Origin of the sequence: Pseudomonas sp. LBUM920 (genome assembly GCF_003852315.1) — a bacterium.
Taxonomy (GTDB): domain Bacteria; phylum Pseudomonadota; class Gammaproteobacteria; order Pseudomonadales; family Pseudomonadaceae; genus Aquipseudomonas.
In genome coordinates, this window is record NZ_CP027762.1 from 242,846 (window position 1) to 255,178 (window position 12,333).

Sequence of the window (12,333 nt, forward strand, 5' to 3'; positions counted from 1 at the left end):
TTCAGCAGGCAATAAAGGCCAGCGGCAGGTCGCGAATCTGTTCGCGCACGGGCGGCTGATAGTGGTCATCGCTGATCAGTTCATGCAGCAGTTCTTCGCGCAGCTGGTGGAACTCGAAGCTGCTGCGCTGGCGCGGATGGGGCAGGGCGATATCGACGATTTGCTTGATCCGCCCAGGCCTAGGCTCCATCACCACCACGCGGTCGGCGAGGAAAATCGCCTCTTCCACGTCGTGGGTCACCAACACCGTGGTGATCTTGGCGCGCGCGCGGATCGCCAACAGCTCGTCCTGCATTTGTTGGCGGGTCAGCGCGTCGAGGGCGCCGAACGGCTCGTCCAGCAGCAGGATGCGCGGGCTGGCGACCAGGCCACGGGCGATTGCCACCCGTTGGGCCATGCCGCCGGACAGCTGATGGGGATAGGCGCGGGTAAAGTCGCTCAGGCCCACCAGCTCGATAAAGTCGCTGATGCGCCGGTTGCGCTCGGCTTCGCTCAGCGGCTCGTTGACCAGGCCCAGGCCAATGTTTTGCGCCACGGTCAGCCAGGGGAACAGGCGGTGCTCCTGGAACACAATGCCGCGTTCGCCGCCGATGCCGTTTACGGCCTTGCCGTCGACCTGGATGTCGCCGCGAAACTGCGTGTCGAGCCCCACCAACAGGCGCAGCAGGGTGGATTTGCCGCAGCCGCTGGAGCCGACAATCGCGACAAATTCGCCCTCGGCAATCTCCAGGTTGAATTCGCGAATAGCCTCCAGCTCGAAGCCGTCGACGTCGAAGGACTTGCCCACATGGTTGAAGCGGACGATAGGTGCGTTCATGCGTGTCTCCAGCGGGTGGCGCGGGTTTCGATGCGTTGGCCGATAAAATTGAGCGTGGCGCCGGTAAGGCCGACCAGCAGCATGCCGCCCATGATCACGTCCATGCGCAGCAGCTGTTGGGCGCCGATCATCAGGCTGCCGATGCCGCCATTGGACGGCATGAAGTATTCCGCGCCGATGGTGCCGAGCCAGGCGTAGATCAGGCTCAGGCGCAGGCCGGCGAAAATCCCCGCCGCCGCGCCCGGCAACACCAGACGGCGCAGGCGCTGGAACAGGTTCAGGCGCAGCACTTGCGCCGCTTCGCGCAGTTGCGGCGACAGGTTGAGCACGCTGCGTTGGGTGGCGATAAACAGCGGGAAAAACGCGGCGAGTGCGATAAATACTGACTTGGCCAACTCGCCCAGGCCAAACCACGCGGTGAGCAATGGCACCCAGGCAAAAATCGCGATCTGGCGCAGCGCGGCCAAGGTCGGGCCGAGTACGCGCTCACTGCGCCGCGACAGCCCCAGCCACAGGCCCATGGCAAAGCCCAGGCCGCCGCCCAGCAGCAGGCCGCCCAGTGTGCGGCCCAGGCTTTTGACCAGGGCACCGGACAGGCTGCCATCCAGCACGCCGGCGCCAGTGGTTTGCAGCACCGCCCATGGGCTGACCAGAATATTGGCGTCCACCCAGCCATGCTGCGTCGCCATCTGCCACAACGCGACCAACAGCAGCGGCAGTAACCACGGTTGCAGGCGCTGCCAGCCTTGATAGCGCGGCCCGCGACGAATCTGCGCGGTGGCCGGGTGCGGCCAGTGCACCCATTTGCGATCCAGCCAGCCGATGCCACGGTCCATCACCACGCCCAGCACGCCGATGACCACGATGCACACGAACACGATGTCGAGCATGAACAACTGGCGCGCCCAGACCATCAGGTAGCCGATGCCTTCACTGGACGCCAACAACTCCACCGCCAGCAACGACGTCCAGCCCGCCGCCAGGGCCAGGCGTACACCGGCCATGAATGCCGGCAGCGCGGCGGGCAGGATCAGGCGGCGGATCAACAGGTGCGGGGGCAGGCGCAGCACGCGAGCGGCTTCGCGCAGGTTTGGCTGGGCATCACGCACGCCGACCAGGGTATGCAGGGTGACGGGCACGACGATTGCCTTGACCAGCACCACCAGTTTCAGCGTTTCGCCAATGCCGAAAAACACCATGAACAGGGGAATCCATGCCAGGGTCGGCACTTGCGACAACGCGCTGAAGGTTGGAAATATCAGGCGCTCCGCCCGGGCGCTGAACCCCAACAGCGCGCCCAGCAGCGCGCCTGCGCCGACACCGGCCAGCAGCCCCCAGAACAAACGCTGCACGCTGATCGCCAGATGGCTCCACAACTCGCCGCCGGCCAGTTCTACTGCGCTGCTCCAGACCAGCGAGGGCGGCGGCAGAATCTGCTGGCTCATCCAGTGATTGCGGCTGGCCAGCCACCACAGCGCAAACAGTGCCAGCGGCAGCAGCCAAGGTATGAGGCGGTCGCTCAGCTTCGGCCAACGCAGCGCGGCGTCTTTGCCGGGGGCCGCCAGAGGTAGGCTCAGAAGTGAAATTCGGGCCATGGAGGACCTCCGTTGTCGCCGTGGGCGTTATGTGATTTCGATCTTAGAAAAATGCAAACAAGATGATTGTGAGATAAGAAAAATCATTTAAAGCCTCTGTCCGACACGCATCCAATGCATTCGAAGAATATTTTCGATGCTGTTTATGCATATCCCTCTGGAGCCTGCGTTTTAGCTCGCATAGTCCCAAAAGCTATTAAATTGTGAATTTATAGTATTTAAAGTTTTGATCGGCCTGTGCCTACTTTCTGCTCCCCAGGCGACCGTCGCCCACCAGGAGCTGCGCTTATGAAACTGCCCTTCAAACGTCTGATCAGCCTGTTCGCCGGCACTGCCCTGGCCGGGTTGGTGCAGGCTGCCGATCTCACGGAAATTCGCATCGCCGTGCCCGACCTCAGTGCGGGCAGCCAGCACAGCGGCGGCGGGGTAACCGATGTACTGCAAAGCCAGCAAATCTTTGAAAAGGCCTTTGCCGACCAGGGCATCAAGATTCAATGGAATTATTTCAAGGGCGCAGGCCCGGTGATTAATGAGGCCTTTGCCAATGGCCAGGTGGACCTGGCTTACCTGGGCGACCTGGCGGCGATCATCGGCCGCTCCAATGGTCTGGACACGCGCTTGCTCAGTGCCTCGGCGCGCGGCGTCAAGCATTACCTCGCCGTGGTGCCAGGCTCCGGCATCAAGACCTTGCAAGACCTCAAGGGCAAGCGCGTCGCCGTGTTCCGCGGCACGGCCAGCCAGTTGTCATTCGACACCGCGCTGGCCAGCCAGGGTTTGAGTGAGAAGGACCTGAAAGTCATCAACCTGGACTTCAGCGCCGCCATTGCCGCCCTGGCCGCCAAACAGATTGACGCCACCTGGGGCGGTTCAGGCCTCACGGCGCTGCAAGCCAAGGGCCTGGCCGAGATACCGCTGACCACCAAGGACATCGGTGGCGCCGGCAGCGTGCAGGCGGTGCTGGTGGGCAGTGCCAAGTTTGTGGATGAACACCCGCAAGCCGTGGCCACCTTGCTCAAGGCCCAGCAGCAGGCGGTGCAGTGGTTGACCGATGACAACAACAAGCAGGCTTACATCGACCTGGTGTCGAGGCTGGCCAGTTACCCGCCGGTGATCCTGACCAACGATCTGAAAGACCAGAAACTCAGCGAGATTTTCCCCTCGACCCTGGACCCGGTGTTCCTCGGCAAATTGCAGGACGCGGTGGACTTGGCGTCCAAAGAGCGGCTGATCCGCAAGCCGTTTCAGGTGGGCGATTGGGTGGCGCCGAATCTGGCGGCGGCGGGGCGCTGAGCCTGGTGGTGGCTGGGTTATCGCTATCGCGGACCAGCCCGCTCCCACAGGGGAACGCCTTCCAACTGGGCGAGCGGGCTTGCCCGCGATGAGGCCTTCAAACCGCCACACTCACCTGCTGCCTGTCGACCTCCACCAGCGTCTCGATCATCGCCTTCGCCGCCGGCGACAACCGCGACCCGGTGCGGCTGACAATCCCGCAGCGCGCGCTCATGGTCTCCAGGTTCTGCGGCAGGTTGCGCCAGTGCAGCAGCACCAGCGAGCCCTGGGCGATGTCTTCGGCAAACGCCTCTTCCGTGCCCACCCCAATCGCATCGGACTGCAGCACGATCTTCACCAGCGCCGGGAAATGCTCGGTCTGAATGCTCGGTGAAAAGTCCATGCGCCCACTCAGGTTCGCCAGCAATTTTCGGATGCCCTGGGAGATCAACGGTGAGGCCAGCGGGTAGTCGAACATGTCGTTGGTCGACAAGCTGTCCTTGGCCAATAACGGATGCCCCGGTCGGCAAAAAAACACCCCGCGCTTGGGCGTCAGTGCGCGTGTCTGGAAGTTCGGGTCGGCTTCGAACTGGCGAATGTCGGCGATAAAGAATTCGATCTCTTCACGGCTCAGGGCGCGGCTGAGTTTCTCCCAGTTGTCCACCTGGAAGCTGGTGCGGATTTTCGGGTGCGCACCGATAAACCGCGCCACCGCATCCGGCACCAGTTTCACGGCCGGCGCCGGCCCGGTGCCAAAGCGCAGGTCACCGGCGTCGAGTTTGGTCATGCGCGTCACTTCACTGCTCAGCAGGGCGGCGCCATGCACCAGGCTCAAGGCGTGTTGCAGCACCACCTGGCCCTCGGGCGTGGGGCGCAGATCCTTGTTGCCGCGATCGACCAGCACACAGCCGAACTCTTGCTCCAGCCCTTGAATGCTGCGGCTGAAGGCGGGCTGGGTGATGCCCATGGCGTCCGCTGCACGCACGAAACTGCGGTGTTCGTTGAGGGCGATGAAGTAGCGCAGTTGGCGAAGATCCATATGCTTTCCCGGCATCTGAAAAATAGGTCGAAGGCATTTGCGACCGAGGGAGCTGAGGTTTTAAATGCAAGCTCTTATTCCGTCAACGAAGCATTGATTGATTTGCTAGATCTAAAATGCATATCAATAGAGCGTTGCCGGAAGGCATCCCCACCATCAGCAGGCACATGAGGGTCTTCACCATGAGCAACGCCGCATTAGCTGTTCAACCCGTCGCCCAGGCGCTGGACATCCACCCGGTCGCTGGCCGCATCGGCGCCGAGATCCGTGGCATCAAACTGTCCGGTGACCTGGATGCCGCCACCGTCGACGCGATCCAGCAAGCGCTGGTGCAGTACAAAGTGATCTTCTTTCGTGAGCAGACCCACCTCGACGACCAGAGCCAGGAAGCCTTCGCTCACCTGCTCGGTGAGCCGATTGCCCACCCCACCGTGCCGGTGCGCGACGGCACGCGGTTCCTGCTGGAACTGGATGGCACGCGCGGCCAGCGCGCCAACTCCTGGCACACTGACGTGACCTTCGTTGACGCCTACCCGAAAGCCTCGATCCTGCGGTCGGTGCTGGCGCCAAAATCCGGCGGCGACACCGTGTGGGCCAATACGTCCAGCGCCTACAACGACCTCAGCGTCGAGCTGCGCGCCCTCGCCGACACCCTGTGGGCGATTCACAGCAACGAGTACGACTACGCCGGGCGCAAGCCGGATGTATCGGTCGAAAAGCTTGAGGAGTACCGCAAGGTGTTCACCTCCACGGTGTACGAGACCGAACACCCGGTGGTGCGCGTGCACCCGGTCAGCGGCGAGAAAACCTTGCTGCTGGGGCACTTCGTCAAGCGCCTCAAAGGCTATTCCCAGGCGGACTCGACGCAGCTGTTCAATCTGCTGCAAAGCCACGTCACCCGCCTGGAAAACACCGTGCGCTGGCGCTGGAACGCCGGCGACGTGGCGATCTGGGACAACCGCGCCACCCAGCATTACGCGGTGGATGACTACGGCACTCAGGAACGCATCGTGCGCCGGGTAACGCTCAAGGGCGACGTGCCGGTGGGTGTGCAGGGGCAGCGTAGCCAGACAACAAAGGGGCTCTAGGCTAAGTTTGGCGATCAAAAATGTGGGAGCGGGCTTGCTCGCGAATGCGCAGTGTCAGTCGATGTATGTATCAACTGACAGGCTGCATTCGCGAGCAAGCCCGCTCCCACATTGGTGTGTGGTGTTTACCAGACGCCTATCTGCACCACTTTTTCCGCCTCCGGCTCACCATACCGAAACCCTTGGCCACGCTGATCAATCTCCGCGTGGCTGATGGTGGTGCGCCGCTTTAACCCGCGCAGCCACTCGAACAGATAGCCCAGGTGCGTTTCGCGCACCGCCGCATAGGCCGGATCGGCACCCAGGTCGTGTAATTCCTGCGGGTCATTGTGAAGATCAAACAGCTGTGGGCGAAAGCCGTCATACGCCAGGTACTTCCAGCGCTCGCTGCGCACCATGGTCATGCGGCAACGGTCGATGGGCTGTTCCAGACGCTCGCGGGCCGGGGCCTGGAACGCATAGTCGTATTCGGCGATGGCGTAGTTGCGCCAAGTGATGTCTTTGCCGTGCAGCAGCGGGATCAGCGAACGGCCCTCCAGGCGGTGGTCAGCCGCCGGCAAACCCAGGGCGTCGAGGAAGGTCGGCAGGGCGTCGATGGTTTCCACCAGGCGTGCGTCCACTGAACCACGGCTGATGTCGGCGCTGGCGCGCGGGTCGCGCACGATCAGCGGGACGCCCACCGCAGGCTCCAGCAAGAACTCCTTTTCACCGAGGAAGTGGTCGCCGAGGAAGTCGCCGTGGTCGCTGGTGAACACGATCAGCGTGTCGTTCCAACGGCCGTTGCTTTGCAGAAAATCGAACAGCCGCCCGAGTTGATCGTCGACCTGTTTGATCAGCCCCATGTAGGTCGGAATCACCGTCAGCCGCACCTCATCACGGGAGAAATTCAGGCTCTCCTGGTGCTGGCGGAAGGCGTGGTAAACCGGGTGATCGCTGGTGTGTTCAGGTTGAATGGGCGCCTGGACATGCTCGGCGCCATACAGCGCGTGGTACGGCGCCGCAGCGATATAGGGCCAGTGCGGCTTGATGTAGGACAGGTGCAGGCACCACGGCTGCTCGCCTTGTTCGGCGATAAAGTCGATGGCGCGGTCGGTGGTGTAGACCGTTTCCGAATGCTCCTGCGCCACGCGCGCAGGCTTGCCTGAGTGACGCATGTGCCAGCCGCTGAGGATTTCACCGTTTTCACCGGCGGCGGCATTGGCCCATTCATGCCACGGGTTGCTGCCGTCGTAGCCTTGTTCACGCAGGTAATGGGTGTACGGGGCGGACTCGCGTTTGTCCTCGAACAGTGGGCTGTCAGGGTAAATGCCGTCGTGGCGCATGTACGCGTCAAACCCGACCTCATTCAGCGGCTCGGCCTGCGCGCTGTCGGGGTCGATATTCAGACGTTGCAGGGCGTCCAGATTCGGCGTGGCGTGGGTCTTGCCGACCAGGGCGGTGCGGATGCCATGGGGGCGCAGGTAATCGCCAATCGTCAGCTCTTCCAGCGGCAGCGGCACCGCGTTCCACGCCACCTGATGGCTGCTGACATAGCGTCCGGTGTAGGCCGACATTCGCGACGGCCCACAAATGGTGCCCTGGGTGTAGGCCCGGCTGAAGCGCACGCCGGCAGCGGCGAGGCGGTCGATATTCGGCGTGTGCAAATGCGCATGGCCGTAGCACGACAGGTAATCGCGGCGCAGTTGGTCGCACATGATGTAGAGCACGTTGCGCACGGGGTTGGGTTGGGACATGGGGCTTCACCGAACAGAACAAAGGTGACGGTTTTCGCTGTTCGCAGGGGCACTGGCAAGTGCATTTGAGGACTGGGTTTTATGCAGCGAATGCATGGGTGCTACTGCTGACGCCTTCGCGAGCAAGCCCGCTCCCACATTTGGAATGCGTTCAACTGTGGGAGCGGGCTCGCTCGCGAAGGCGTTTACTCAAACAGCGACATTCTCCAATGCACACACATCCTCATCCAACTCATCAATCTGCTTGATCTGCTCGATCATCGCTTCGGCCAGCGGCGACAATCGATACCCCGCGCGGCTGACAATGCCATAGCGGGTGTATCGCTCCTCCAGGTCTTCCGCCAGCCCATCAATCGTCAAACACACCAACTCGCCCCGCGCCATGTGCAGCACATCGCTGTTGGCGCTGACGATGCCGATAGCGTCCGAACGCAGCACCACGCCCATCAGGCTGTAGCCGTTTTCGCATTCCACATTGGGCAGGTAATCCGGCCGGCCGCTGAGGTCGACAATGACCTTGCGCAGGTTCGGCGGGCGGAGGGTCACGGCCAGTGGATAGCTCATCAGCTCGGCGGCGCTCACGCTGCTGCGCGTGGCCAACGGGTGCCCGGCGCGGCAGCAGAAATACCAGCGCCGCGCGCGCAGGCGGTGGGTGTGATAGTCCGGGTTGGCTTCGAAGTGGCGGGTATCGGCGACGAAAAATTCGAACTCTTCGCTGAGCAGGCGCTTGCTCAGGCTTTGCCAGTCATCCACCTGGAACTGCACGCGCGCCTTGGGGTAACGCCCGATAAAACTGCCGATGGCGCGCGGGATCAACCCGGCCGCCGGTGCCGGGCCGCAGCCGAAGCGCAATTCACCGGCCTCAAGGCCATTGAACTGGCTGATCTCGTTGGCCAGTTGCTGCGCGCCGCTGACCAGCCGACGCGCATGTTCGAGCAGCACCTGGCCTTGCTTGGTGGGCGCCAGGTCCTTGCGGCCACGGTCCACAAGTTGGCACCCAGCGCTGTGTTCCAGCGCCTGGATGCTGCGGCTGAAGGCCGACTGCGAGAGGTTCACGGCCAACGCTGCCGCGACAAAACTGCGCTGTTCAGCGAGGGCGATGAAGTGGCGAAGTTGGCGCAGATCGATATGCATTTTTCACATCAAAAATATCCGGGAAATGCATTGGCTATGCATTAGGTCGACTCCTTATAAAGGCTATCTCTTATGCAGTAAATGTTCGTAAAAACATAAATAAATAACCTAATGGAATATTCGATAAGGGATATTTCCGGGGTCCGGAGCCGCTTATGAGTCTGTTGAAGTCCTTGCCGATGGCCATGTTACTGGCCGGCAGCACCAGTTGGTCGCCGACCCAGGCCGCCGAAACGCCCGCGCCGGAAAGCAAGGGCGAAAACGCCAGCGGCCAGCTTGAGACGGTCACGGTGACCGCGCGTCGGCGCACCGAAAGCGCCCAGGAAGTGCCCACGCCCATGAGCGTGATTGGCGGCCAGGCGCTGGAGAGTCAGCGGGTCTATCGGATTCAGGATTTGCAGCAACTGGTGCCCAGCGTCAACGTTGCCTACATGCATGCGCGCCAGTCCAGCGTGTCGATTCGCGGCTTGGGCAACAACCCGGCCAGCGACGGCCTGGAAGGCAGCGTGGGGCTGTACATCGACAACGTGTACCTCGGCCGACCGGGCATGGCGGTGTTCGATTTGATGGACATCGAACAGCTTGAAGTGTTGCGTGGCCCGCAAGGCACGCTGTTCGGCAAAAACACCACCGCAGGCGTGATCAACATCAGCACCCGCGCGCCAAGTTTTACCCCGGAACGCAGCATCGAAACCTCGTTGGGCGAGGACGGTTATTTCCAGACCAAGGGCACTATTTCCGGCCCGCTCACCGATAACCTCGCCGGGCGTTTTTCGGCTTATCGCACGCGCAGCGACGGCGACATCAAGAACGAATACAACGGCCACGACCTCAACGGCGGCTCACGCCAGGGCTTTCGCGGGCAGCTGCTGTACAAGCCCAGCGAGACATTCAACCTGCGCTGGATCGGCGACTACAACGAAGAAGATTCCAGCGCCGGCACCCGCGTGCTGTACAGCACCGGGCCGACCATCAATGGCACCAACCTGTATCAATCGCGGGCAACGGCGGCGGGAGCGACACTGGTGGATGGCACTCACCGCAAGGTCAATCTGGACAACGACCAGCACGTTACCGTGTTCCAGGGCGGCACGTCTGCGGAGGCCAACTGGACCCTGCCCAGCGACTTCACCCTGACCTCGGTCAGCTCGTATCGCTGGTGGAATTTCACCCCGCGCAACGATGACGGCCTCAATGTCCCGGCGGCGTATAACGCCGGGGTGTCGGTGGAAGATAAACAGTGGTCCCAGGAATTCCGCCTGGCCTCGCCTACCGGTGGCTTCTTCGACTACGTGCTGGGCGCTTATTACTTCGGCAATTCGCTGGATAATAAATCCTTTGCCTACTACGGGCCCAAGGCGGATATCTGGAACGGCACGCCAACCGGCGCGTTGAACAATGTGAGCAGCGTCGGCAACGGGCATATCCGCACCGACAGTTTTGCCCTGTTCGCCCAAGGCACCTGGCACCTCACCGAGCGCCTGGATTTCACGGCCGGCCTGCGCGGCACCTATGAAGAGAAAAGGGCCTGGGTCACGCGCAATGCGCCAGTGGGGGGCGCGGCGGTGACCGGCGCCGCAGCCACGGCGCGGCGCGGGCGTGCCGGGGTGTACGACTCGGGCGACCTCAGCCAGTACAGCGCAACGCCGTCCGGGCTGCTGAACCTCAGCTATCACTTCAATGAGAACCTGCTGGGCTACGCGACCTTGTCTCATGGCGAGAAGTCCGGTGGGGTCAACCTGGCTGTGGGCTCCGCGCCGACCGCCGGGGCCGACTCACTGTTGATCGGCACCGAGCGCGCCAACAACGCCGAGCTGGGCTTCAAGAGCACGCTGTGGGACCGCCGCCTGCAGCTCAATGCCAACCTGTTCTGGACTCAGGTCAACGGCTACCAGACTAACGCCTACGACCAGGACAACCGCGTGCAGTACCTCACCAACGCTGGCTCCGTGCGCTCGCGCGGGGTTGAAGTGGAAAGCACGCTGGTGCCGCTCAAGGGCCTGACGCTGAACCTCAACGGCTCGTTCAACGATGTGAGTTACCTGTCTTACAAGGATGCGCCGTGCCCACCGGAAGTCAGCCTGCGCCCCGGTGCGCCGGCGTCCTGCGACCTGACGGGCCACCAGGTGGTCGGCGCGTCCAAGTGGATCGCCAACGCCAACGGTGAGTACAAGTGGAACCTGGATAACGGCTTCGAACCCTACGTGACTGCCAGCTACGCATTCCGCTCCAAAGCAGTGGGCACCGTCGAGGATTCCGACTACGGGCAAATCCCCGCCTATGCCGTGGTGAACCTCTCCACCGGCCTGCGCGGCAACTATCAGCAAGGGCAGTGGGACGTGTCGTTGTGGCTGAAAAACGCCTTCGACAAAACCTACTACACCACCCTGTGGACCGGCGGCAACGGCGGCTACGAAGGCCTGCTGGGCACACCGCGCACGTTAGGCGTGACTGGGCGCTACGACTTCTGATGCGCCGCGATAGGTGGCCGGGCTGAACACCCGTGTCACCAGCAGCATCGCCACCGCGGTCACCGTCAGCACCACCCAGGCGCTGACAAAGCCGCCGGTGAGTTGGCGCAGCCAGCCGGTCAGCCATGGTGAAATCGCGTTGATCAGAAAGCCCACGCCTTGCACGAAGGCGGCCAGTTGCCCGGCTTGGCGTGGGTCGCGGTGATGGTCGAGGGTCAGCAGCAGGCTCAGGGCGAAACACGCGCCCAGGCCGAAGCCGCACAGCGCCACCCACAGGTGCGGATAGTCCAGCGGCGCGATGATCAGGCCGAGGTAGCCGATGGTTTGCGCCAACAGGCTGATGCCCAGCAGCGGACGACGGTCGACTCCGCGTTGCGCCAGCACCGGCATCAACAGCGCGGCGATCACCTGGAAGATGGTCATGAAGGCCAGCAGCGAACCGCTCGGCAACACGCCCCAGCCCAGTTGCTGATAGTACGCAGGCAGCCACGCCACCATGCTCATGTAGCCGCAGTTCACCAAACCGAAATACAGCGCCAGCAGCCACGCGCGACGATTGCGCAGGCCTTTGAACGTGGGGGCCATGTGAGGATTGCGCGGCGCACCCAACGGCAAACACGCCCACAACAGCAACGCCCCCAGCGCCGGCAGCAGCCACACGCCCAACCCCGCCTGCCATTGCTGGAAGTGCGTGGCTACCACCGGGCTAAGCAGCGCGGCCAGCCCGCCACCGGCCATCAACGAGGCCGAATACACGCCCATCGCCACCGGCACACGGTGATGGAATTCACGCTTGATCATCGCCGGTACCAACGCCTGGATCAGCGCCACACCGGCGCCGCCGAGCAAGGCCGTGACCAGTAACGCCGACGCCTGGCCCATCAACCAGCGCGCCAGGCACGCCAGCAGAATCATCATCAAGCCCAGGGCAATACCGCGCCGCTCGCCCAGTCGCGCCTCGACGCGCACGCCGACCAGCGCCACCAGGCCCATGCACACCACCGGCAGGCTGGTGAGCAGGGCGCTGCTCTGGAAACTCAGGCCCGTGGCCTGGCGAATCTCGCCAAGCAACGGGCTGATGGAACTGAGGATCGACCGTAGGTTCAGGCCAAGCACTACCAGCAGGCCCCAACCGGCGAGTCTGCTCATGAATGAAGGGTTGAGCGGCATGCAGGACCTTTCCGGTG

9 protein-coding genes are annotated in these 12,333 nt (G+C 62.8%); 3 read left to right on the plus strand and 6 right to left on the minus strand.

All coding sequences use genetic code 11. The features are described 5' to 3' along the window. Position 1: 1 nt before the first annotated feature. Both C4J83_RS01035 and C4J83_RS01040 read right to left on the minus strand, forming a co-directional pair. Positions 2–817, minus strand: coding sequence for an ABC transporter ATP-binding protein (locus C4J83_RS01035; protein ID WP_106577364.1), 816 nt, complete (start codon positions 815–817; stop codon positions 2–4). Further along, positions 814–2,412 (minus strand): ABC transporter permease, encoded by a 1,599-nt coding sequence (locus C4J83_RS01040; RefSeq protein ID WP_124416153.1) that lies wholly within the window; start codon positions 2,410–2,412, stop codon positions 814–816. Before C4J83_RS01040 ends, C4J83_RS01035 begins: the two co-directional genes overlap by 4 nt. Positions 2,413–2,700: 288 nt before the next feature. Between C4J83_RS01040 and C4J83_RS01045 the strand changes: the two genes are divergently transcribed. Beyond that, the gene (locus C4J83_RS01045) at positions 2,701–3,702 is read left to right on the plus strand and encodes an ABC transporter substrate-binding protein (RefSeq protein WP_124416154.1); all 1,002 of its coding nucleotides are present in this window, start codon (positions 2,701–2,703) and stop codon (positions 3,700–3,702) included. Positions 3,703–3,799: 97 nt separating this feature from the next. On the opposite strand, the gene C4J83_RS01050 is transcribed toward C4J83_RS01045, so the two are convergent. Further along, positions 3,800–4,720, minus strand: a complete 921-nt coding sequence (locus C4J83_RS01050; protein WP_106577367.1) for a LysR family transcriptional regulator — start codon at positions 4,718–4,720, stop codon at positions 3,800–3,802. A 182-nt stretch (positions 4,721–4,902) separates the two neighbouring features. Here C4J83_RS01050 and C4J83_RS01055 point away from each other — a divergent pair, with 182 nt between their 5' ends. After that, on the plus strand, positions 4,903–5,808 hold the full coding sequence (locus C4J83_RS01055; RefSeq protein WP_106577368.1) for a TauD/TfdA dioxygenase family protein: 906 nt from the start codon (positions 4,903–4,905) through the stop codon (positions 5,806–5,808). 125 nt (positions 5,809–5,933) lie between these two features. On the opposite strand, the gene C4J83_RS01060 is transcribed toward C4J83_RS01055, so the two are convergent. Together C4J83_RS01060 and C4J83_RS01065 are read right to left on the minus strand one after the other, a co-directional pair. Next, positions 5,934–7,541: an alkaline phosphatase family protein gene (locus C4J83_RS01060; RefSeq protein ID WP_124416155.1), complete on the minus strand. Its 1,608-nt coding sequence runs from the start codon at positions 7,539–7,541 to the stop codon at positions 5,934–5,936. Between the two features lie 189 nt (positions 7,542–7,730). Continuing rightward, the gene (locus tag C4J83_RS01065; protein ID WP_124416156.1) at positions 7,731–8,675 is read right to left on the minus strand and encodes a LysR family transcriptional regulator; all 945 of its coding nucleotides are present in this window, start codon (positions 8,673–8,675) and stop codon (positions 7,731–7,733) included. Between the two features lie 179 nt (positions 8,676–8,854). Between C4J83_RS01065 and C4J83_RS01070 the strand changes: the two genes are divergently transcribed. Beyond that, the gene (locus C4J83_RS01070) at positions 8,855–11,146 is read left to right on the plus strand and encodes a TonB-dependent receptor (RefSeq protein WP_372239310.1); all 2,292 of its coding nucleotides are present in this window, start codon (positions 8,855–8,857) and stop codon (positions 11,144–11,146) included. Here the strand turns inward: C4J83_RS01070 and C4J83_RS01075 are convergent. Next, positions 11,117–12,316 (minus strand): CynX/NimT family MFS transporter, encoded by a 1,200-nt coding sequence (locus tag C4J83_RS01075; RefSeq protein ID WP_124416158.1) that lies wholly within the window; start codon positions 12,314–12,316, stop codon positions 11,117–11,119. The two genes, C4J83_RS01070 and C4J83_RS01075, sit on opposite strands and share 30 nt — an antisense overlap. Positions 12,317–12,333: the final 17 nt, after the last annotated feature.